Origin of the sequence: Planomonospora parontospora (assembly GCA_014647935.1) — a bacterium.
Taxonomy (GTDB): domain Bacteria; phylum Actinomycetota; class Actinomycetes; order Streptosporangiales; family Streptosporangiaceae; genus Planomonospora; species Planomonospora parontospora.
The window spans coordinates 109,551-131,863 of record BMQD01000015.1; the positions used below are offsets into that span (position 1 = coordinate 109,551).

General features: G+C 74.4%; 19 protein-coding genes. 9 read left to right on the forward strand and 10 right to left on the reverse strand.

Annotated features, from left to right (window positions below):
• Nucleotides 1–2: 2 nt before the first annotated feature.
• Nucleotides 3–689, reverse strand: a complete 687-nt coding sequence (locus IEZ07_RS23030; RefSeq protein ID WP_191896625.1) for a response regulator transcription factor — start codon at nt 687–689, stop codon at nt 3–5.
• Nucleotides 690–733: 44 nt separating this feature from the next.
• On the opposite strand from IEZ07_RS23030, the gene IEZ07_RS23035 reads away from it, so the two are divergent.
• Entirely contained in the window at nt 734–1,312 is a 579-nt protein-coding gene (locus tag IEZ07_RS23035; protein ID WP_301549340.1) for a hypothetical protein, read from the forward strand.
• Between the two features lie 163 nt (nt 1,313–1,475).
• On the opposite strand, the gene IEZ07_RS23040 is transcribed toward IEZ07_RS23035, so the two are convergent.
• Nucleotides 1,476–2,357, reverse strand: a complete 882-nt coding sequence (locus tag IEZ07_RS23040) for a hypothetical protein (protein ID WP_191896626.1) — start codon at nt 2,355–2,357, stop codon at nt 1,476–1,478.
• 539 nt (nt 2,358–2,896) lie between these two features.
• On the opposite strand from IEZ07_RS23040, the gene IEZ07_RS23045 reads away from it, so the two are divergent.
• On the forward strand, nt 2,897–4,384 hold the full coding sequence (locus tag IEZ07_RS23045) for a hypothetical protein (RefSeq protein WP_191896627.1): 1,488 nt from the start codon (nt 2,897–2,899) through the stop codon (nt 4,382–4,384).
• A gap of 2 nt (nt 4,385–4,386) precedes the next feature.
• Here IEZ07_RS23045 and IEZ07_RS23050 read toward each other — a convergent pair whose 3' ends face one another.
• Nucleotides 4,387–4,929, reverse strand: a complete 543-nt coding sequence (locus IEZ07_RS23050) for a YdeI/OmpD-associated family protein (protein ID WP_191896628.1) — start codon at nt 4,927–4,929, stop codon at nt 4,387–4,389.
• Nucleotides 4,926–5,345 carry a VOC family protein gene (locus IEZ07_RS23055; RefSeq protein WP_191896629.1) on the reverse strand — a complete coding sequence of 140 codons (420 nt, stop codon included), beginning with the start codon at nt 5,343–5,345 and terminating at the stop codon, nt 4,926–4,928. Before IEZ07_RS23055 ends, IEZ07_RS23050 begins: the two co-directional genes overlap by 4 nt.
• Before the next feature lie 87 nt (nt 5,346–5,432).
• On the opposite strand from IEZ07_RS23055, the gene IEZ07_RS23060 reads away from it, so the two are divergent.
• Nucleotides 5,433–6,371 (forward strand): helix-turn-helix transcriptional regulator, encoded by a 939-nt coding sequence (locus IEZ07_RS23060; protein ID WP_191896630.1) that lies wholly within the window; start codon nt 5,433–5,435, stop codon nt 6,369–6,371.
• Nucleotides 6,372–6,455: 84 nt separating this feature from the next.
• Here IEZ07_RS23060 and IEZ07_RS23065 read toward each other — a convergent pair whose 3' ends face one another.
• From IEZ07_RS23065 to IEZ07_RS23080, 4 genes are all read right to left on the reverse strand, one after another.
• Entirely contained in the window at nt 6,456–7,283 is an 828-nt protein-coding gene (locus IEZ07_RS23065) for an SGNH/GDSL hydrolase family protein (RefSeq protein ID WP_191896631.1), read from the reverse strand.
• Nucleotides 7,284–7,433: 150 nt separating this feature from the next.
• Nucleotides 7,434–8,075, reverse strand: coding sequence for a LysE family translocator (locus IEZ07_RS23070; RefSeq protein ID WP_191896632.1), 642 nt, complete (start codon nt 8,073–8,075; stop codon nt 7,434–7,436).
• Nucleotides 8,076–8,224: 149 nt separating this feature from the next.
• The gene (locus IEZ07_RS23075) at nt 8,225–9,313 is read right to left on the reverse strand and encodes a winged helix DNA-binding domain-containing protein (protein WP_191896633.1); all 1,089 of its coding nucleotides are present in this window, start codon (nt 9,311–9,313) and stop codon (nt 8,225–8,227) included.
• A 63-nt stretch (nt 9,314–9,376) separates the two neighbouring features.
• Nucleotides 9,377–9,922: an MOSC domain-containing protein gene (locus IEZ07_RS23080; protein WP_068900732.1), complete on the reverse strand. Its 546-nt coding sequence runs from the start codon at nt 9,920–9,922 to the stop codon at nt 9,377–9,379.
• A 111-nt stretch (nt 9,923–10,033) separates the two neighbouring features.
• Here IEZ07_RS23080 and IEZ07_RS23085 point away from each other — a divergent pair, with 111 nt between their 5' ends.
• The 4 genes from IEZ07_RS23085 (at nt 10,034) to IEZ07_RS23100 (ending at nt 16,294) form a co-directional block, all read left to right on the forward strand.
• Entirely contained in the window at nt 10,034–11,011 is a 978-nt protein-coding gene (locus tag IEZ07_RS23085) for a tyrosine-type recombinase/integrase (protein WP_191896634.1), read from the forward strand.
• A gap of 122 nt (nt 11,012–11,133) precedes the next feature.
• Nucleotides 11,134–13,560 carry a PAS domain-containing sensor histidine kinase gene (locus tag IEZ07_RS23090; RefSeq protein ID WP_191896635.1) on the forward strand — a complete coding sequence of 809 codons (2,427 nt, stop codon included), beginning with the start codon at nt 11,134–11,136 and terminating at the stop codon, nt 13,558–13,560.
• 370 nt (nt 13,561–13,930) lie between these two features.
• Entirely contained in the window at nt 13,931–14,581 is a 651-nt protein-coding gene (locus IEZ07_RS23095) for a lysophospholipid acyltransferase family protein (protein ID WP_191896636.1), read from the forward strand.
• 72 nt (nt 14,582–14,653) lie between these two features.
• The gene (locus tag IEZ07_RS23100) at nt 14,654–16,294 is read left to right on the forward strand and encodes a penicillin-binding transpeptidase domain-containing protein (protein ID WP_191896637.1); all 1,641 of its coding nucleotides are present in this window, start codon (nt 14,654–14,656) and stop codon (nt 16,292–16,294) included.
• A gap of 33 nt (nt 16,295–16,327) precedes the next feature.
• Here the strand turns inward: IEZ07_RS23100 and IEZ07_RS23105 are convergent, their stop codons facing one another.
• On the reverse strand, nt 16,328–16,612 hold the full coding sequence (locus IEZ07_RS23105; protein ID WP_068900719.1) for a DUF3040 domain-containing protein: 285 nt from the start codon (nt 16,610–16,612) through the stop codon (nt 16,328–16,330).
• A 590-nt stretch (nt 16,613–17,202) separates the two neighbouring features.
• On the opposite strand from IEZ07_RS23105, the gene IEZ07_RS23110 reads away from it, so the two are divergent.
• Nucleotides 17,203–20,352 carry a S41 family peptidase gene (locus IEZ07_RS23110; RefSeq protein ID WP_191896638.1) on the forward strand — a complete coding sequence of 1,050 codons (3,150 nt, stop codon included), beginning with the start codon at nt 17,203–17,205 and terminating at the stop codon, nt 20,350–20,352.
• Between the two features lie 57 nt (nt 20,353–20,409).
• On the opposite strand, the gene IEZ07_RS23115 is transcribed toward IEZ07_RS23110, so the two are convergent.
• Nucleotides 20,410–21,357 carry a helix-turn-helix transcriptional regulator gene (locus tag IEZ07_RS23115; protein WP_191896639.1) on the reverse strand — a complete coding sequence of 316 codons (948 nt, stop codon included), beginning with the start codon at nt 21,355–21,357 and terminating at the stop codon, nt 20,410–20,412.
• Nucleotides 21,358–21,442: 85 nt separating this feature from the next.
• Between IEZ07_RS23115 and IEZ07_RS23120 the strand changes: the two genes are divergently transcribed.
• The gene (locus IEZ07_RS23120) at nt 21,443–22,240 is read left to right on the forward strand and encodes an alpha/beta fold hydrolase (RefSeq protein WP_191896640.1); all 798 of its coding nucleotides are present in this window, start codon (nt 21,443–21,445) and stop codon (nt 22,238–22,240) included.
• Nucleotides 22,241–22,313 lie beyond the last annotated feature (73 nt).

Below are 22,313 nucleotides of genomic sequence, written 5' to 3' on the forward strand. Positions count from 1 at the left end.
CCTCACGCCCCCGGGTCGACGAGCTTGACGCCGACCCCGTGCACGGTCTGCAGGTAGCGGGGGTGCTGGGCGCTCTCACCGAGCTTGCGGCGCAGCCACGACAGGTGGACGTCGACGGTCTTGTCGCCGCCGCCGTAGGCCATCCGCCACACCTCGGCCAGCAGTTCCCGTTTGGAGACGACCTGCCCGGGCCGGGCCGCCAGGTAGTGCAGCAGGTCGAACTCCTTGGGCGTCAGCTCCAGTCGCACCCCGTCGAGGAACGCCTCCCTGCCCGCCTCCTCGATGAGCAGGCCGCCCACCCGCACCGGTGCCGGCTCGGTTCCGTCGGTGCGGCCGCGGCGCAGCACCGCCCGGATCCGCGCGTCCAGCTGGGCCGCGCTGAACGGCTTGACGACGTAGTCGTCGGCGCCGGCGTCCAGCGCCCGGACGATCTCCGGCTCGGCGTCGCGCGCGGTCGCCACGATGACCGGGACGGCGCTGACGGCCCGGAGCATGCGCAGGACCTCGCAGCCGTCGAGGTCGGGAAGGCCCAGGTCGAGCACGACCAGGTCGGGCCGCTCCTCCAGCGCCCGGGTCAGCCCCGGCATGCCCGCGCCCGCCGATGTCACGGCATGGCCGTGACCGGTCAGCGCGCGGGTCAGCGCCGAGCGGACCCGGGCGTCGTCCTCGACGAGCAGCAGGTGGGCCACGGCAACACGCCTGCCTCTCCTGGAAAGCGATGATTCCGACGAGGATGGGAAGTTCCCCGTGGAACGCGGAAGACACCGGAGGGCGCCGACAGATGCGGGCGGGCAGGCGGGACACGGCACCGGGCGGGACCAGCGGAGCGGCGCGCCGCTGCACGGGGCACGGCGGCGCACCGCTGAGCCGGCGCGCGCTGCTGGCCGTCGGCGGCTGGCTCGCGGCGGCCGCCGCCACCACCGTCGCCGGGCTGTGGGCGCTGTCCCTGGCCGGCGACGACCTCGCCGGCCAGGCCGTCCGCTCAATGACCCTGGAGGAGGTCGAGCGGGCCCTGGCCACCGCCTCCGCGGCCCCGGCCGTCCCGCCCGCCGCCGCGACCGGGCCGTCCGCGGCCACCGGCGGCTTCTCCTACGCCGAGGGATCGGTGACCGCCGCGTGCGACGCGGGCCGGGCCCTGCTGCTGTCGTGGACGCCCGCCCCCGGCCACGGCGTCGACGAGGTCGAGCGCGGCCCGGCTCCGGCCGTGTCGGTGGTCTTCGAATCCGACGACCGCACCACCACGGTGACCGTGACGTGTCCGTCCGGGGCGCCCGCCGCCGAGGTCCGCTCCGCCGCCGAGCACGACGACTGACTCCGCCGGAGCGGACCGGGGCAGGACCGGAACGGGCCGGGCCGGGCCCCGGCTCAGGTCCTGGGGCTGCGCTTCACCCGCTTCACCCGGCTCAGGACCTCGGGCCGCGCCTCAGTTCTTCGGGCCGCGCTTCACCCGCTTCAGGCGCTCGGGAAGTACGGGCTCACGGAGCGGGGGTCGCCGTCGGGGTTCCGCCGGGGGCCGGCGGCGGATCGGTGGGCGTGGCGGTCGCCGTGGGCGTCGCCTCCGGAGGGACCGTCGGGGTCGCGGTCGGCATCGCCGTAGGGGTCGCGCTGGCGGTGGGAACCGGCGTCTGCGGCGGTGTGGGGCAGGGGGCGGGGGTCCGCCACTTGACCGCACCGGGCGGCCATTGCCGCTGGTACCACCAGCCGCGCCGGTGCTTCCTCACCGGCCGGGACAGGTCGTAGACGTAGGCGGCCGTGGCCGAGTCCCCTTCGCGCGTCGCGGTCAGGACCACCCAGTCGTCCTGGCGGACCGGGCGGTCGCCGCGCCTGCCCGCGACGACGCGGGTGTCGTCGGTGAGCGCGTACACCTGCTCGAAGCCGTCCGCGCTGCGCACCGCGAGCGAATCATCGGCCACGGCGGTCACCTGCCCCGTCTGGGCGAAGACCGTCGTGAACACGCACGGGTCCTCCGTGCCCACCAGGAACTCGCCGTGCACCGCGCCGGCGAACTCCAGCGGGTGCACGGTGGGCAGCGCGGGCACGGGCACGGGCGCCGGCGCGGGCGGCAGGGGGGTCCCGGGGGCGGTCGGGCTCCCGGTCGGGCTCGCTGTCGAGCTCCCTGTCGGGGCCGGAGTGCCGGTCGGCGCCTCGGTGGCCGTCCCCGTCGGCGCCGGGCTCTGCGGCGGCGGGCTCTGCGGCGGCGGGGGCGTGGCCGCCGAGGCCGCGGCCGCGCCGAGACCGCCCGAAGCCAGCAGCGCCGCGGCGGTGGTGAGGATCAGCGGCCGCGGAAGACCGCGGCGGACTCCGCTCGCGCCGGCCCGCTTCCGTCCGTTCCGTCTGTCGTGATCGGTCGGTGTCACCAGGTTCTCCCGTCTGCGGTATCCGGTTGAACACCCGCCGGCCGGGACGGCGTGGGACCACCGCCCGTTCGCTCCGCCGCGGATGACGATCGCGACGGATCCGCCGTAACGGTGATCTTTCGGCGGGCACCCCGAGGCACTTCCCCCTCCCGCGCGGCCCATGCGACCGCTCCGGCGACCGGCCCCGCCCGCCCGCCGCCTTCCACCAGCTCACCCTCGAGATCCATCCGGTAGAAAAACACCGAAAAATCCGGCAGAGGCGGCCAGGCGCCGCCGGAACGTCCCGCCCCGCTCCCCACTGCGTTCCCCGCCGCGGTCACACCCGCGGCCACCGCATCAGCGTCAACTCCGGCCCCAGCCGGTTTCTCCAACCTTGACGCGCCGTGCGCCGTGCGCCCCGCCCCGCCCGGGTATCCCTCCCTCCGCCCGACCGCCGCCCCGCGGCACGGCGTGCCGGGACACCACCGGCGACCAGGAGAGACACCCGACATGACGCCTTCTGCGACGACCACCCGGCAGCACGCCCCCGGACGGCCGCGATGACGAGCACCCTCGCCCGCACGCCCTCCTCCCCCACCCCGCCGCCGCGCCCTCCGCGCATCCCGCGGCACCCGCTGACCCGCCCCGCCGCCCTGCTCGGGCTGGTCGCCGCGCTGTACGGCACGGCCCAGCTGGTGGTCGTCTCGCCCCGCATGGGCATCGGCTGGGACGAGGCGATCTACGCCAGCCAGTTCGCCGCGCACGCGCCCCCGGCCGAGTTCAGCGCGCCCCGCGCCCAGGGCGTGCCCCTGCTGGTCGCACCGGTGACCGCGCTGACCGACTCGGTGACCGCGCTGCGCCTCTACCTCACCGCACTGTCCTCCCTCGCCCTGTACGGCGCCTTCCTGATCTGGACGCGCGTGCGCCCCGGCTACACCGCCCCGCTGGCCGCGCTGCTGTTCGCCGGCTGCTGGCTGTCGCTGTTCTACGGCAACGAGGCCATGCCCAACCTGTACGTGGCGCTGACCGCCGTCGCCGCGACCGGCCTGCTCTGCCTGCCCCACCGCTCCCGCGCCGCGCTCGCGGGCCTGGCCGCCGCGATGGCCGCCATGGCGCTGCTGCGCCCCTCGGACGCGCTCGTCGTCGCCGCACCCCTGGCCGCCGCGGCGCTCCTGACCCGCCCGCGCCGCCCGGCCGCCCTGGCGGCCGTCGCCGCCGGACTGGCCGTGGGCTGGGGCGAATGGCTGCTGGAGGCCGAGCTGCGGTACGGCGGTGCCGCCGCCCGGATGCACGCCGCCGGGCGGGCCAACCTGACGGGCCTGACCGTCTCCGTCACCGAGCACGCCGGCGCGCTGGACGGCCCGTCCCTGTGCCGCTGGGGCACCGACTGCGGCGACGTCTCCCCCCTGGCCCTGGCCTGGTGGCTGGCGATCCCGCTGATGGCCGCGGTCGGCCTGTGGACCGCCTGGCGCGACCGCCGCCGCCCCGGCCCCCTGCTGCTGGCGGCGGCCGTCGCCGCGGCGAGCGCCCTGCCGTACCTGTTCTACGTGGGCTACGCCGCCCCCCGCTTCCTCATGCCCGCCTACGCGCTGCTGGCGCTGCCCGTCGCGGCCGGCGCCCTCGCGCTGGTACGGCGCAGCCGCCCCCCGCTGCGCCCCCTCGCCGCCGCGTTCACCGCCGCCGGGCTGCTGGCCCACCTCGCGCTCCAGGGCGCCTACGCGCACCGCATGTCGGCCATCGCCTACGAGGGCCGCGAACGGGTACGGCTGGCCACCGGGGAACTGCGCCGCATGGGCGTGCGGGCCCCGTGCACGGTCTACGGCCAGTCCGGCGTCCAGATCGGCTACCTGCTGGGCTGCCGCTCGCGGGGACTCGTCCGCGACTTCCCCCGCACCCCGCCCGCCTCCGTCCGGCGGGCCCTCGAGGCGGGCGACCGGCTGCTGCTGGTCTACCGCGGCACCGCTCCGCCCCGCTACGCGGCCGGCTGGCGTGCGGTGAGGCTGCCCGGCGGCTGGCGGGCGCGCTTCTCCCCCGCCTGGGACGACTGACGTCACCCGTCCAGCAGGCCGAGCACCGCCCGCTCCAGGCGGGCCGCCCGCCCGGCCGGGGTCCTGGCCTTCAGCAGCGGCAGGACCACCCGGTAGCGGCCGGTCCTGCCGAGCGCCTCGAACCGCGCGGCGGCCTCCGGGCGGGCCGCCAGCGCCTCGGCCAGATCGGGCGGGACGACCGCCTCCCGCTGGGCGGCGTAGGCCGCCGCCCAGCGGCCGTCCGCCCGGGCCGCGGCGACCTCCGCCAGGCCGGGCGGGCGCATCCGCCCGGCCGCGGTCAGCGCCTCCACCCGCTCGACGTTCACCCGGGACCAGGCGCTGCCCCCGCGCCGCGGCGAGTACCGCTGCAGGAAGCGCCGCTCGTCGCAGGACCTGCGGTGGCTGTCGATCCAGCCGTAGCACAGCGCGACCTCCAGCGCCTCCCCGATCGTGATCAGCTCCTCGCCCGACCCCTTCCTGGCGATCTCCAGCCAGGCCTCGCCCTCCGTCGCGTGGTGGCCGGCCAGCCACGACTCCCACTGCGCGGCGTCCGCGAAACGCATCATCGGCCCAGCACCTCCAGGTAGTGCCGGTTGTACATGACGCCGAGCACGTTGCCGAACGGGTCGACTACCGAGGCGGTGACGAATCCGGGACCGTACTCGGTGAGCGGCATGTACGGCGCGGCTCCCATGTCCAGCAGCCGGTCCAGGGCCGCCTGCACGTCGTCGACGTGCCAGTGCAGCACCACCCCCCCGGGGCCCCCGGGACCGGCGCCGTCCGCGCCCGGCGGGGCGTAGCGCCGGTCGATGAGCCCGACCTCGGTCTGCCGGTCGCCGATCCTGAACTCGTAGTAGGCGGCCGGCCGCCCGCCGCCGGGCCTTTCGAAGTACGGCTCGACGCCCAGCAGCTCGGTGTACCACTTCCTGGCCGCCTCCAGGTCGTCGGCCCAGAGGTTGACGGTGGCCGGTCCTCGCAGCATCTGAGTGCCCCTCTCGTTGTTCTCTTCCCCGGACACTAGAAGCCCTTGCGGAACGTACATTTCCTCAACTCCTGGCAGACTGAGAAGATGTTGGAAACCTCGGTCCGGCTCCTGCGACTGCTGGCCCTGCTGCAGTCGCGTCCCGACTGGCCCGGCCCCGAGCTCGCCGACCGGCTCGGCGTCACCACCAGGACCGTGCGCAACGACATCGAGCGGCTGCGCATCCTCGGCTACCGCATCCACTCGGCCACCGGCACCGCGGGCGGCTACCGGCTCGGCGCCGGCGCGGCCCTGCCCCCGCTCATCCTCGACGACGAGGAGGCCGTGGCCGTGGCCGTCAGCCTGCACGCCGCGGCCGCCGGCACGGTGACCGGCCTGGAGGAGACCTCGCTGCGGGCCCTGACCAAACTCCAGCAGATGCTCCCCTCCCGGCTACGGCACCGCATCGACGCCGTGGGCGCGGCCACCGTCTCGGTGGCCGGCCGCGGCCCCACCGTCGACGCCGCGACGCTCACCGCCGTCGCAGCCGCCATCCGCGACCACGAGCGGCTGCGCTTCGACTACCGCGACCACGGCGGCGCCACCGGCCCGCGCACCGCCGAGCCCCACCGCCTCGTCTACACCGGCCGCCGCTGGTACCTGCTCGCCTGGGACACCGGCCGCGCCGACTGGCGCACCTTCCGCGCCGACCGCATGACCCTGCGCACCCCCAACGGTCCCCGCTTCACCCCCCGCACTCCCCCCGACGACGCCGCCACCCACGTCGTCCGCGGCGTCGCCTCCACCGCCTGGAAGCACCCGGCCCGCGTCCGCCTGCACGCCCCCCTGGACCGGATCTCCGAGGTCCTCCCGCCCACCGCCGGCCTCCTGCACGACGACGGCGTGCTGGAGACCGGCGGCGAGTCCCTGCACAACGTGGCCGCCTTCCTCGGCACCCTCGGCGTGCCCTTCACCGTCCTGGATCCGCCGGAACTCCGCGACCTCCTGCGCACCCTCGCCGACCGCTACCGGGAGGCGGCCGGCTGAGCGCCCCGCCGACCGGTCCACCGTCCGGCCCGCCGGCGGTGCCCGCCCCGCCCCTCGGCGCGTACGGCGGGCGCCGCCGGAGCCTCACCCCTCAAGACCCGCCAGCGGATAGGTGACCTCGGCCAGCAACCGCTGCCCGGCGGTGTTGGGGTGGAAGTAGTCCCAGCGGCTCATGTGCGACAGCTCGAACGGGTAGCCGAACACCGCCCCGCCGTCGTACCGGCAGCCGGCCTGCTCGGCGCAGACCCTCGCCAGCACCGCGTTGAAGTCGGCCACCCGCTGGCGCACCCGCTCCCGCCGCTCCACGTCCGCCTGGTCCGTCGAGCGCGGCCGCGCCAGCATCGACTGGCAGATGTTCAGCGCCGCCCACGCCGCCCGGGCCGAGGAACTGCCCTTGCCGACCTCCCACAACCGCCTGATGTCGGGGATGCTCGCCACGAGCACCGTCGCCTCCGGCAGGCCGTCCGCGAGCGTCCGCATCGCCGTACGGAACCTCGCCTCGAAGTCGGCCACCGACGTCATCCCCGCCTCCGACGAGGTGCAGGCGTCGTTGGCCCCGATCAGGACCGTCACGTACCCGGCCCCCGCGGCGACGGCCCGCTCGGCCTGCCCCTGCAGATCGGCGACCTTGGCCCCCGAGCGGCCGACGTTGTGGGCGACGGGGTCGGCACCGGCCTCCTGCAGCCGCCGGTAGTGGCTGTGCACCGACGAGCTCGAACCGGTGGACCAGGACCTGGACGGGCAGTCGACGTAGAAGCCGCAGGCGTTGAACCCCCGCGTGATGGAGTCGCCCATCGAGGCCATCGAGGTGACGGCCCGCGACGCCTGCGCGGTCTCCGCGGCGACCGCCCCCGGGGCGAGCGCGGCGGCCAGTGCGGTGAGAAGGACGAGTGCCCGGCGCGGAATCTTCAATCTGGCCTCCTGGGGTCCTCCCCCGATCAGCTGGATGCTCAGAATGTCCGCCCGCACCACCGGATTTACAAGCTCACATTACAAGTTACTGACCTGTTAGTAATATTCGTTCCCGGCTCCGGGCCGGACCGCGGGCGACGGCGGAACCCCTCACCCGGCCGCCGGGGAGCGGTCCAGCGCCAGGTGCACCGCCAGCCCGCCCAGCACGGTCCCCATCAGCCGGCGCTGCACCCGCGCCCACAGCGGCCGGCCGCCGAGGAACGCCGCCAGCGAGCCCGCCGTCAGCACGAACACCCCGTTGCCGGTCACCGCCACCGCGATCTGCGTGAGCCCCAGGACCAGGCTCTGTCCCGCCACGTCGCCCAGCGCCGGATCCACGAACTGCGGCAGCAGCGACACGTACATGACTGCGATCTTCGGATTGAGCAGGCTGGTGACCAGTCCCATGGCGAACAGCCGCGCCGGCCGGTCCGGCGGAAGCTCCCGCGACGCGAAGACCGACCCCCCGCCCGGCCGCACCGTGCACCAGGCCAGCCAGAGGAGGTACGCCGCCCCGGCCAGCTTGATCGCCGTGTAGGCGGCCGGCACCACGGCGAACACCGCGGTGATCCCCGCCACCGCCGCCACCAGGTAGAACACGAAGCCCGCCGCCACCCCCAGCAGTGAGACGAGCCCCGCCCGCCGCCCCTGCGCCACCGACCGCGACACCAGATAGACCATGTTGGGGCCCGGGGTCAGCACCATCCCCAGAGCCACCGCCGCCATGCCCGCCACACCGCCCGCAGAGACCATGGGCCCATCATCGACCGGCGGCGCGACCCGGAGAACGGCCAATCCGCGGCAATGGCCTTGAATCCGAGGACCGTTCCGGAGACCTGCCGCCGAGCCGGCTCCGGCGGTCAGCCGTTCCGGAGATCCGCCGCCGGGCCGGTCTCCGGCGATCAGACGAACCGCACCCCCCGCACCTGCACCGACGGAGCGAACAGCTCCAGCATCCGCATGCCCTCCGCCTCCAGCTCCGCCCGCTGCGCGGCCGGCACCGGCGCGAACAGCTCCACCTCCAGCACCGCCTCGTCCCGGCCGGACGCCACCCGCCACAGCCCTCGCACGAATCCGTCCACCAGCACCGTGGCCTTGATGATCCCGTTCACCGTGAACACCCGCCCCCGGTGCTCGTCCGCCATGATCCGCGTCCGCGTCCGCGCCGAGAAGGACAGCAGCATGTTGTCGAACTCCGCCAGGTAGCGCACCGGGGCGGGCACCTCCGGATCCGGCAGCACCGCCTCCGGCAGGTCCACCACCTCGGTCCCGTCCTCGGTCGCGAAGACCCGCAGGCCCATCCCCCGCACGACCTCCCCCAGCCTCGTCATCCCCGACCACTGCTGCACGTCCATCACCGACGCCGGGCCGTAGGCCGCCAGGTAGCGCCGCACCATCTCCGCCGGTCCCGCCGCCCCGTCCAGCGGGCGGCCCAGCCACGCCTCAGCGCTCGTGTGCGCCGGCTGCCCGCCCACCCCCCACACACCCCGCGGCGGCACCTGCACCAGCGGCACCGTCTCCCGCACCGCCGCCACCAGGTCGGCGGGATCACGATCAGGCCACCGCCCGGCCAGCGCCGCCCCCAGCTCCCGGAAGGTCAGCGGACGCTCCTCCACCAGCTCCCGCCCCACCCGTCCGACCTCCGACGGCTCCAGGCCGGCCAGGCCCTTGCGCCCGCGCAGCCCCCGCTCCATCATCGGCGCCAGCAGGGCGCGCAGCGCCAGGCAGTCCTCCGCCGTCACCAGGTGGATGGTGGAACGCATCAGCGCCAGCCGCACCACCCTCCGGTCGTACAGCAACCCGGACAGGTCGTCGGGCTCGAACCCCTCCAGCCGGCTCCGCAGCCCGACGTACGGCGGGGCCGGGGCCTGCGCCTGCATGCCGTACAGGTGCCGGACCGCGTCCAGCGCGGGCAGGTCCGCCCGGGAGAGCAGCAGCTGCCGCTCCAGCGTCGCGCGGTTGAGCGCCCGCCTGCTCAGCGTCTCCGGCATGGGGTTCCTCTCGATCGGCTGCCGGAGATCATATCGGATCGGAACGATCTATTCCAATACGGTCTAGACCCGGTCCAGCGGGCGGTGCGGCGGCGGCGGCAGCTCCACCCCGACCGCGTCACCGGAGCGCACCACGCCGCCGGCCACCACCACGCCCATGATCCCCGCCTTGCGCACCACCCGGCCCTGCGCGTCCCGGCCCACCACCTGGCGGAGCAGGCCCGGCCGGAACCCGTCGATCTGCGCGCAGGGGTTGCGCAGGCCGGTCACCTCCACCACTGCCTCGTCCCCCAGCCGCAGCAACGCGCCCACCGGCAGGGCGAGCAGGTCGACCCCGCGCGTCGTGACGTTCTCCCCCAGCTGCCCCGCCGCCACCGTGAACCCCGCCGCCGCCAGCTCGTCGTGGAGCTCGGCGTGGATCAGGTGCACCTGGCGCAGGTTCGGCTGCGCCGGGTCCTGCGCCACCCGCGAACGGTGCTTCACCGTCACGCCGCAGTGCGCGTCCCCCTCGACCCCGAGGCCCGCCAGCAGGCGGATCCCCGCCTCGTTCGGCTTGCTGAAGAGGTGCTCGCCGCTGCGGCTCACCGCCACGACCGTTCCGTTGCCCATGGGGCCGATCCTGCCCTGCCCCCTTGCCGCTGTGAAGTCCTCCAAGATTGTTCTGTGATGTCCAGGTGCCTTTACGCTGTAGATCAATAGATGGCGATAGGATCTCCCCCGATGAGCCTGCCAGCCGTACCCCCCGCAGCGACCGGGCCCGCCGTCGAACCCGCGCGCGACCCCTACCGGGTCTACCTCGACTCCCTCGCCAGCCCCGAGTCCCGCCGCACGATGCGCGGCTGCCTGGACCGCCTGGCCGTCCTCATCTCCGGCGACGAGGCCGCCTCCGGGGCCGGCCAGCCCTGGCACCTGCTGCGCTACGAGCACACCGTGCGCCTGCGCGCCCTGATGACCGAGCGCGGCTGGTCCCCCTCCTACGTCAACAAGCACCTCGTCGCGCTGCGCAGGGTGCTGCGGGAGGCCTGGCGGCTCGGGCGGATGAGCGCGGAGGAGTACCAGCGCGCCGCGGACCTGCCGACCGTCGAACACACCCGGTTGCCCGCCGGCCAGCACGTCCCCGCCGAAGTCGTCGGCGCGGCCCTGGCCGCCTGCGAGGCCGACGACTCCCCCGCCGGCGTCCGCGACGCCGCCCTGCTCGCCGCGCTGTACTCCACCGGCTGCCGCCGCGCCGAGATCGCCGGGCTGACGCTCGGCGACTACGACCCGGCCTCCCGCTCGCTGCGGGTGCGCGGCAAGCGCGACAAGGAGCGCCTGGTCTACCTCACCTCCCAGGCCGTCGGCCGGCTGGAGCGCTGGCTGGCCGTGCGGGGCCGCGCCTCCGGAGCACTGTTCTGTCCCATCGGCAGAGCGGGTTTCCTGCGCTTCCGCGACGGCGGGCCCGCGTCCATGACGGGCCAGGCCGTCGCCGACATCCTGGCCCGGCGGCTGGCCCAGGCCGGAGCCGCACCGCGCACCCCCCACGACTTCCGCCGCACCTTCATCGGCGAGCTGCTCGACGCGGGCGTGGACCTCGCCACCACCCAGGCGCTGGTCGGCCACTCCTCCCCCGCCACCACCGCCCGCTACGACCGCCGCCCCGAGCGGCGCCGCCGCGAGGCCGTCGACCGGATCACCCTCCCGGCCGCCGAGCCCCTGTAGCCGCGGCCGTCCCCGTCCGGCGCCCGCCCGTTGCGGCGCGAGACGGCTCTTGCGCATACCGTTACAAAAGACAAGGGGAACATATAGGCCATATATGGGCGAAACCGGGAAGGGCGGAAGCCATGGGGACGGTCGGAGATCTGGGTGACGCGCAGGCGCTGCAGGCGATCCTGGAACGGGCCCGGGACGCCTTCATCTCGTTCGACGCCGCCGGGACCGTACGCGCCTGGAACGCCGCGGCCGAGCGGCTGTTCGGCTGGCCGGCGGCCGAGGCCCTGGGCCGGAGCGTGACCGCCCTGATCGCTCCGCCCTCGCTGCGCCGCCGGTACGACGAGGGACTGGCCCACCTCCACGAGCACGGCGCCTCCGACCTGCCCGACCACCGCCGGGAGTTGACCGTCGCCGACCGGGCGGGCCGGGAGTTCCCCATCGAGATGGCCCTGCAGGTCGACGACCGGCCCGGCGGGCCGCTGCTGCACGCGTTCGTGCACGACATCAGCGACCGCCGCGAGGCCCGGCGCCGGCTGGAGGAGGAGCGGACGTTCCTGCGGGCGCTGCTGGACAGCCTCCAGGTCGGCGTGATGGCCTGCGACGGGGACGGCCGGCTCACCCTGTTCAACCGAGCGGCGCGCGAGCTGCACCGAGTGCCGGGCGATCCGCCGGGTGGGAGCGACGGTGACTGGCCGCAGGACCGGAACCTGTTCGCCCCGGACGGACGCACCCCGCTCCCGCCCGAGCAGGCGCCGCTGGCCCGGGCCCGGGCCGGCGAGAACGTCGACGGCCAGCACCTGGTGATCCGCCCGCCGGAGGCCGAACCGCGCCGCTGCGTGGTCAACGGCCGCCCCATCACCACTCCCGACGGACGCCGCCTGGGCGCGGTCTCCGCCCTGCACGACATCACCGACCAGCACCGCGCCCAGGTGCTGCGCGACGCCCAGCACGCCGTGGCGCAGGCGCTGGCCGAGGCGGTCTGCAGCGAGCAGGCGGCCGCGCGCGTGCTCACCGCGGTCACCCGGGCGCTGGACTGGTCCTACGGGGAGTACTGGCAGATCGACCCCGACCGGAGCGCCCTGGTCCGCGTCGGTGCGTGGCACAGGCCCGGGCTGGCCTTCACCGGTGACCCCGCGGAGGCGGTCCGGCGCGGGCAGGGCCTGCCCGGGCGGGTGTGGGCCACCGGCCGGACGGTCTGGATGAGCGACCTGAGGACCGAGCCCCGCCCCTTCCCGCGCAGGCGGGAGGCGCTGGAGGCGGGCCTGCGCTCGGCCATCGCCCTGCCGGTCCGCAGCGGTGACCAGGTGCTGGGGGTGCTGGTCTTCTGCAGTGAAGCCGTCCAGGAGCCCGACGACGATCTGGTCGCCCTGCTCGACGGCGTCTGCGCGCACGTCGGCCGCTTCATGGAGCGCCGCCGGGCCGAGGAGCTGGCCCTGGCCCTGGCCGCCAGCCGCCGCCACTTCGACCAGGTCGTCTCCCAGCTCGACGACAACGTCTGGACCATCGAGATCACCCCCGACGGCCGGGCCCGCTCGGTCTACCAGAGCCAGAACGCCGCCGGGGTGTTCGGCGGCCGGGTCCCGGAGGGCGCCGACATCTCCGGCCTCCTGCGCCGCCACGTCCATCCCGAGGACCTGCCCGCCTACACCGCCTTCGACGAGAAGGTCAACACCGGGATCCCGGCGCAGGTCGAGTGCCGCGTCATCGGCCTGGACGGCGCCGTCCGGTGGATCTGGATCCGCAGCACGCCGCGCCGCGAGGACGGCCGGCTGTTCGCCGACGGCATCTCCACCGACGTGACCGAGCGCCACCGCCTGGCCGAGGAGCACGACCGGATGAAGGACGAGCTGGTCGCCCTGGTCAGCCACGAGCTGCGCAACCCGGTCGGTGCGATCCGCGGCTACGTCGAGATGCTCGTCGACACCCCGGGGCTGACCGGCACCCAGCGCATGTTCGCCGACGTCATCGACCGGACCAGCGCCCATCTGCTGAACCTGGTCGACGACCTGCTGGACCTGGCCCGCCTGGACGCCGGGCACATCGCCATCGACCCGCGCCCGGTCTCCCTGGCCCGGCTGGTGCGCCAGGCCGTCGACGACCACCGGGCCGCCGCCGAGGCCAGGCACCTGACCGTCGTCACCGACCTGGCCCCGCACCCGCCCGTGCACGCCGACCCGGTACGGCTCCGCCAGGTCCTCGACAACCTGCTCTCCAACGCCGTCAAGTACACCCCCGACGGCGGCGCCGTCACCGTCGGCCTCGGCGGCGACGACGCGGACCGGGCCGCCGTCGTCACCGTGGCCGACACCGGCATCGGCGTCCCGGCGGAGGAGTACCCGCAGCTGTTCGGCCGGTTCTTCCGCGCCTCCACCGCGCAGGAGACCGGGATCAAGGGCACCGGCCTGGGCCTCGCCGTCACCCGGGCGATCGTCGAGGCGCACGGCGGGACCGCCGCCGCGGCGCCCCGGGAGGGCGGCGGCACCGTCTTCACCGTCCGCCTGCCCGCCGCGTCCTCCCCGCCCGGACCGCACGGGCGGCCACATCCGGCGCACCGGTAACCGGGAAGTGGAATAACCACCCCCCTGCGTCCGTTAGAGTCATCGTGCCGATGTGGTTTGTGTCCCCCGGGCCGCAAATTACCGCCTTCACGGAATACCGTTCGGCTGGAGCCGTGTTGTGCCTCTCGCCGAGGAGGCGACCGCCACATCGGCACTAAACGTTCCGCCCCGCGGGCGCTCCGGCGCCCGCGGGGCGCTTTTCTTTGCCCTGGCGCCCCTCTGTGTCCCCGGCGCCCCCTCTGCGCCTTTCGGGCCCTCGGCTTTGGACCAGGGCTACAAACATCAAAGCTTGGCTTGTGAGGATGTCCACACCCGCCGGTCACCAGGCCACCGCCTACTGTGGTGTTCTTCCGTACCGTGAGGAGAGTCCGTGCTCTACCGCCTGGCCAAGACCGTCAGCTCTCCCTTCCTGCACCTGCTCTGGCCGACCACGGCCGCCGGGGTGGAGCACGTGCCCGCCGCCGGGCCGGCCATCCTGGCCTCCAACCACCTCTCGATCCTCGACTCGACCTTCCTGCCCCTGGTGGTCCCCCGCCAGGTGCGTTTCGTCGCCAAGCAGGAGTACTTCACCGGCAACCCCGTCACCGCCGCGTGGATGCGGGCCACCGGCCAGATCGCCATCGACCGGCAGAGCCCCACCGCCGCGCAGGACATGCTCGACGCCGCGGCCCGGGTGCTCAAGGACGGCGGCCTGTTCGGCATCTACCCCGAGGGCACCCGCTCCCCCGACGGCCGCCTCTACCGCGGCAAGGTCGGCGTCGCCTGGCTGGCTCTGGCCACCGGGGCGCCGGTGCTCCCGGTGGCCATGTCCGGCACCGACAGGGTGCTGCCGATCGGTGCGTCGGTCCCGCGGCTGGGCCGGGTCGGGGTGCGGATCGGCGAGCCGATGACGTTCACCGGCTCGGAGAGCAGCGCCCGCGACCGCCGCAGGGTGACCGACGAGATCATGGCCGAGATCCAGCGCCTCTCCGGGCAGGAGTACGTGACCGCCTACGCCCCCCGCCGCACCCAGGACAGCTGATCATATTTCGGCACATGTCGGATTGGTCAGGCTAGGGTGGTGCGCTGAGCTTCGGCGAACGGGGGTGGCCAGATGCCGCGCGGCAGGACGATAGCGATCACGACGGTGACCACCGTGCTGGTGGCGGGCGCCGCCGGCGGCGGAGCCTGGTGGTACCTCCACACGCGCGGCACCCCGCAGGAGACCGCGCAGCGCTTCACCCAGGCCTGGCAGCGGGGCGACCAGGCCGCCATGCGGGCCGAGCTGGGCACCGCCGATCCCGCCTTCGCCCGCGCCTACGACGACATGCACAAGGGCTGGGCGGTGGAGAGCACCGCGATCCGGCTCGACTCGGTCCGCGAGACCGGCGACGACACCGCCCAGGCCGCCTACACCGCCACCCTCCGGCTGAAGAACGTCGGCGAGTGGAGCTACTCCGGGACCATCGACCTGGCGGTCGTCGACCGGCACTGGAAGGTCGACTGGTCACCCAGGGCGGTCCACCCCGACCTCACCGCCGGATCCTCCTTCGCGCTGAAGACCGACTGGCCCGAACGGGCGGCCATCACCGCCGCCGGCGGCGAGCGCATCGACGGCGGCGACGTGGGCGGCTCGGTCCAGCAGCTCGTCGGCTTCCTCGACAAGGCCACCGACAAGGACGTCAAGAAGCTCGGCTCCTCCTACAGGACCGGCCAGGCCGTCGGAAGGGGCGGCCTGCAGGAGAGGTTCCAGCAGCGCCTGGCCGGGACCCCGAGCACCCAGATCCAGCTCGTCGGCACCGGCGGCGCGGCCGGAACCGCCAAGACCGTCGGCACCATCGAGGGCGAGAAGGGCGAGCCCCTGGAGACCAGCCTGGACCTGCGGGTCCAGGACGCCGCGGCCGGAGCCGTACGCGACCTCGACAAGACCGCCTCGATGGTCGCGGTCAAGCCATCGACCGGCGAGATCCTCGCCGTCGTCAACAACAAGGGCGGCTTCAACCGCGCCCTGAACGGCGCCTACCCGCCCGGCTCCACCTTCAAGGCGGTCACCGCCGTCGGGCTCCTCGAAGCCGGCGTGGGCCCCGGCGACAAGGTCACCTGCCCCAAGGACGTCAACGTCGGCGGGCTGCCGATCCGCAACTCCCACCACGCCGCCTACGGCTCGGTGACCTTCTCCGACTCCTTCGCCCACTCCTGCAACACCACCTTCGCCCCGCTGGCCAAGGAGCGGCTGGGCGCCGACGAGATGGTGCGGGCCGCCGAGCTGTTCGGCTTCAACGAGCAGCTCGACATCGGCACCGCCGAGGTGCACGGCGGCAAGCTCCCCCGGGCCGAGAGCGACGCCGAACTGGCCGCCGAGTCCTTCGGCCAGGGCCGCATCACCGCCAGCCCGCTGATGATGGCCTCGGTCGCCGCCGCGCTGGCCGACGGCACCTGGCGGCCGCCCACCCTCGTGCCGTCGGCCCCGCAGAAGCTCGAGCCCCGGGCCCTGCCCGAAGGCGTCGTCGGCCCGATGCACCGGATGATGTCCGCCGTGGTCACCAAGGGCACCGCCGAGGGCGCGGGCCTGCCCGCGGGCACCCGCGGCAAGACCGGCACCGCGGAGTACGGCCCGCAGGACGACCTGAAGACCCACGCCTGGTTCATCGGCTTCAGGGGCGACCTGGCCTTCGCCGTGATCGTCGAGGAGGGCGCGGGCGGCGGCACGGACGCGGCCCCCGTGGCCGCGGCGTTCCTGCGCGCCCTGGACTGACCCGCACCCGCTCCGGCCGCCCCGCGCGTCCGCTCAGAGCGGGAGCGCGGCGGCGTCGTGACGCAGGACCATGATCAGCAACGTCGCGATCAGGGTCGCGATCAGCAACCAGCTGACCATGATGACGACCGTCGAACGGCGCGGGCGCCTGCGCAACCGCCCCGCCCCGCCTCCGGGATCCCCCCGGCGGCGGCCGCCCTCCCTGCGCTGGACGCGCTCGTTGAACGACTCCAGCCGCGCGGCCAGCCGCGGGTCCTCGTCGACGAGGTGACGCTCGATCTGCAGCAGCATTCGCTCCTCGTCTTTCGACCAGGCCATGCCGCACCTCCCCGGAATGCAAGGCGTGTGCCGACGTTCTGCCCAATCATGAAGATCGTTATCCGTTCCGAGGGCTGCGATTTACCTCTTCTTTGCCTGCTCGCCGCGCGGGAACGGGAGACGATTTCCGAAGCCGCTCCCGCCCCGCACCGGAGCCCGCGGGGGACATCGAGGACGAACCCGGAGACATCACCCGCCCCTCCCCTCCCGATGGATGGCCAACCCCCGAAAAGGGTACGAACAGGCTTGATGCACGCGATCAGCTGCATCGCCGTACAAAAAACCAGGGGGAGAGAATGGTCGAGAAGAAGAAGCCCGCCAAGGCCTCGGGCAAGCAGAAGAAGGCCGCGATCAAGGCCACACGCGAGGCGAAGCAGGCCAAGCGGCAGGCCAAACGCCCCGAGGGCGCCGAATAGCGCCACACCGTCAGGGGACGATTCCGGGACGCCCCGGCGTCACACCGCGTGACGCCCCGGACCGCCCGGAACGTCCCCTTCGGCGACGGACATGGGATCCGGCCGGACGGCCCGGAGACGTCCGGGCCGCACCGGGAGACGTCCTCGAGCCACCTGACCACGGAGTGAGCCACCATGTCCGCCTACCTGCGATTCCCGACGGTCTTCGGCGACGTCGTCGTGTTCTCCGCCGAGGACGACCTCTGGATGGTGCCGGCCGCCGGCGGCCGCGCCTTCCGCCTCACCGCGGGGGTCGCCGAAGCCGGCTATCCCCGCTTCTCCCCCGGCGGCGACCGGATCGCCTTCGCCGGCCGGGAGGAGGGCCCGGAAGAGGTCTACGTGATGCCCGCCGACGGCGGCTCCGCCCGGCGCGTCACCTACCACGGCACCCGCTCCACCGTCACCGGCTGGGACCCCGACGGGGCGATCCTGTACGCCAGTGACGCCGGCCAGCCCTTCCACGGCCAGAAATGGCTGCACCGCGTCCTGCCGCACCGCGGCCCCGAACGCCTGCCGTACGGCCCGGCCAACTCCATCTCCTACGGCCCGCACATCGTGATCGGCCGCAACACCGCCGACCCCGCCCGGTGGAAGCGCTACCGCGGCGGCACCGTCGGCGACCTGTGGATCGGCGACGGCGTCTTCCGGCGGCTCATCGCCCTGCCCGGCAACCTCGCCTCCCCCTGCTGGGCCTCGGGACGCGTCTACTTCATCTCCGACCACGAGGGCGTGGGCAACGTCTACTCCTGCACCGCCGACGGCACCGGCCTGCGCCGGCACACCGACCACACCGACTACTACGCCCGCAACCTGTCCGGCGACGGCCGCCGGCTCGTCTACCACGCCGGCGGCGAGCTCTACCTGCTGGACGACGGGGAGTCCCACCGCGTCGAGGTCAGCCTGCGCAGCTCCCGCACCCAGCGCAACCGCCGCTTCGTCGCCGCCGAGAACTTCCTCGACAGCGCCACCCTCAGCCCCGACGGCAGCGGCCTGGCGATCACCACCCGCGGCAAGGCGTTCTCCTTCGCCGCCTGGGAAGGCCCCGTCCGCCAGCACGGCGCCCCCTACGGCGTCCGCTACCGGCTGCTGACCTGGCTCAACGACGGACTGCGGCTGATCACCGCCGCCAGCGACGACCGCGACCGGGAGACCCTGACCGTCCTCACGGCCGACGGCGGCGCCGGTCCCCAGCGGCTCGACCACCTCGACACCGGCCGGATCACCGCGCTGCAGGTCTCCCCCAAGGCCGACACCGTCGCCGTCACCAACCACCGCAACGAACTGCTCCTCGTCGACCTGGCCGCCGATCCCGCCGAGGCCACCGTGATCGACTCCAGCCGGTTCGGCGCCGTCGAGGACCCCGCCTGGTCACCCGACGGCCGCTGGCTCGCCTACGCCTTCCGCGACACCGCCCAGACCATGGCGATCAGGCTGTGCCGGGCAGCCACCGGCGAGACCTTCCCGGCCACCCGGCCCGTGCTCTGGGACTCCTCCCCCGCCTTCGACCCCGCCGGCCGCTACCTCTACTTCGTCGGCCAGCGCGTCTTCAACCCCGTCTACGACGAGCTCGGCTTCGACCTGGGCTTCCCCCTCGGCTCCCGCCTCTACGCCCTGGCCCTGCGCGCCGGCACCGGCTCCCCCTTCGTCCCCGAGCCCCGCCCCCTGTCCGGCGCCGACGAGGAGGACGAGGACGAGGAGGTCGAGTTCGCCGTCGACACCGACGGCCTGGAGGACCGCATCGTCGCCTTCCCCGTCCCCGAGTGCCGCTACGAGGCCGTCACCGCGGTCAAGGGCAAGGCCGTCTACCTCACCTACCCCGTCGAGGGCGCCCTCGGCGACGAGCACGCCGCCTTCTCCGACGGCACCCTGTGCGCCTACGACTTCGCCAAGCAGAAGCACGAGACCCTGGTCACGGACGTGTCGGAGTTCCAGCTCGGCCGCGACGGCGCCACCCTGCTCTACCGCTCCGGCTCACGGCTGCGCGTCGTCAAGGCCGGCGAGACCCCCGAGGACGACGAGAGCCCGGACCGCGAGAGCGGCTGGATCGACCTGTCCCGCGTCAAGGTCTCCGTCTGCCCCGAAGCCGAATGGCGGCAGATGTTCCGCGAGGCCTGGCGCCTGCAGCGCGAGCACTTCTGGGCCGAGGACATGGCCGGCATCGACTGGGAGGGCGTCTACCGCCGCTACCTGCCGCTGGTGGACCGGGTCACCACCCGCGGGGAGTTCTCCGACCTGCTGTGGGAGCTGCTCGGCGAGCTCGGCACCTCCCACGCCTACGAGAGCGGCGGCGCCTACCGCGCCCGCCCGCACTACCGCCAGGGCAAGCTCGGCGCCGACCTGTCCTTCACCGGCGGCCTGCACCGCATCACCCGCATCGTCGACGGCGACCGCTGGGACCCCGGGGCCACCTCCCCGCTCAACCGCCTCGGCGTGGACGTACGGCCCGGCGACGCGATCCTCGCCGTCAACGGCCAGAGCGTCAACGCCGCCACCGGCCCCGCCGAGCACCTGGTCAACCAGGCCGACGAGGAGGTCCAGCTCACCGTCGCCCGCGGCGAGGAGACGCGGACCGTCACCGTGCGGGCCGTCGCCGACGAGCAGCCGGGCCGTTACCGCGACTGGGTCCGCGACAACCGCGCCCGCTGCCACGAGCGCACCGGCGGCCGGATCGGCTACCTGCACATCCCCGACATGGGCCCGGACGGCTACGCCGAGTTCCACCGCGGCTTCCTGGCCGAATACGACCGGGAGGGCCTGATCGTCGACGTCCGCTTCAACGGCGGCGGCCACGTCTCCTCCCTGCTGCTGGAGAAGCTGTCCCGGCGCCGCCTGGGCTACAACCACCCCCGCTGGGGCGTGCCCGAGCCCTATCCCGAGGAGTCGCCCCGCGGGCCCATGGTGGCGATCACCAACGAGTGGGCGGGCTCCGACGGCGACATCTTCAGCCACACCTTCAAACTGCTGGGCCTGGGCCCGCTGATCGGCAAGCGCACCTGGGGCGGGGTGATCGGCATCTGGCCCCGCCACCAGCTGGCCGACGGGACCGTCACCACCCAGCCGGAGTTCTCCTTCGCCTTCGACGACGTGGGCTGGCGGGTGGAGAACTACGGCACCGACCCCGACCTGGAGGTGGACATCACCCCGCAGGACTACGCCGCGGGGATCGACACCCAGCTGGACACCGCGATCCGGGTGGCGCTGGAGCGGCTGGCCGCCCACCCGCCGCACACGCCCAACCCCGCCGACCGGCCCCGGCTCTCCATCCCCCCGCTGCCCCCCCGCTGACTCCTCCGGGCGCCGCACGCGGGCGGGGGCGCCGCCGACCGGGCCACCGTACGGAGGTCAGGGCGCGGCCCACTCCGCCAGCCGCGCGGCCAGCGCCCGCACCTCCCCGCGCAGCGCCTCCGGTTCGAGCACCGTGAACGGCCAGCCGAGCCCGGCCAGCATCTGCGCCATCCCGTCCAGCCGCTCGGCCCGCATCGTCAGCAGCACCCCCTCGGGCGTCTCCTCCAGCGCCGCGGCCGCCGCCGGCACCCGGCGGCGCGCCTCCTCCGGCGTCGTGGCCAGCAGCACCCGCACCTCGTGCCGGTACGGCACCGCCGACAGCGACCCCGTCACGTGCCCGGCCGCGTCGAAGCCCTCCGGGACCTCGAAGCCCCGCCCGGTGCCCTCGGCCCCCGCCACCCGGTCCACCCGGAAGGTGCGCACCTCGCCGCTGCGGTGATCGAGCCCCGCGACGTACCAGCGCCCGGAGTGGAAGACGATGCCGTACGGGTCCAGCTCCCGCTCCGACGGCTCCCCCCGCCACGACCGGTAGGCCAGCCGTACCGTGCGCCCGTGCCGGACGGCGTCGGCCAGCACCAGCAGCGGCCCGGCCCTCGGGACCGGTGTGGCCGCCGGGGCGCGGGTGTGGTCCAGGGTCTGCGCGACCGCGTCGACGCGCTCGCGCAGCGCCCGCGGCAGCACCCGCTGGATCTTGGCCAGCGCGCTCTCGGTCGCCGCCTCCCCCACCGCCAGGCCGGTCCGCCGCCCGGCCACCAGCCCCAGCACCACCGCCGTCGCCTCGTCGTCGGTGAGCATCAGCGGAGGCAGCTTGTAGCCCGGCAGCAGCCGGTAGCCGCCGTAGCGCCCCCGCTCGGCCTCCACCGGCACGCCCAGATCGCCCAGCCGGACCGCGTAGCGGCGCACCGTGCGCTCGTCGACCTGCAGCCGGGCGGCCAGCTCCGGCCCGGTCAGACCGGGAGCGGCCTGCAGGAGTTCGAGCAGTGCCAGCACCCGAGCGGCCGTCATGGGAAACACCTCGTGAATCAGGACCGAAACTGCCCGGATTCCATCCTAGGGTGGAAGCACACGACGACGGAAGGACGAAGAACCCATGAGCCAGCCGACCACCGGCACCCCCGCCCCCATCACCGCCGAGACGCCGGCCCGGCGGACCTACGTCCTGGTCCCCGGCTTCTGGCTCGGCGGCTGGGCCTGGGAGAAGGTCGCCGCCCGGCTCCGCGCCGAGGGCCACGGCGTCCACCCCGTCACTCTCACCGGCCTCGGCGACCGGGTCCACCTGGCCACCGCGGAGACCGACCTGGAGACCCACGTCCAGGACATCGTCAACACGATCGTCTACGCCGACCTGCACGACGTGGTCCTCGTCGCGCACAGCGGCGGCGGCGGGCCCGTCACCGGGGCGGCCGACCGGATCCCCGAGCGCATCGCCCGCGTGGTCTACCTCGACAGCGGCCCCATGGCCGACGGCATGGCCTGGACGGACATGAACGAGCCCGCGGAGCGGGCCTTCGTCGAGCGGCGGGTCGCCGAGCAGGGCGGCACCGCCTATCCGCTGCCGTCCTGGGAGGAGCTGGAGAAGACCGGAGCCAGCCTGGAGGGCCTGGGCGAGACCGAGCGCGCCTGGTTCGCGTCCCGCGCGACGCCGCAGCCGTACGGCGCCATGACCGCCCCGCTGGCGCTCACCGGCGCGGCGGCCCACCTGCCCAAGACGCTCGTCTCGTGCTCGTTCCCGATGGAGCAGGTCCACGCGATGATCTCCTCCGGCCACCCGTTCTTCGCGGCGCTGGCCGGGCCGGAGTGGAGCTTCGCCGAGCTCCCCACCGGCCACTGGCCGATGTTCTCCGAGCCCGAGCGGACCGCCTCGCTCCTCGCGGCCCTGGAGGGGTGAGCCCGGCCGTGCCGACGGCGGCCGGGCCCCGCCCGGCCGTGCCCGCCGCGGCAGGGTCCCGCCCGGAGCGGAC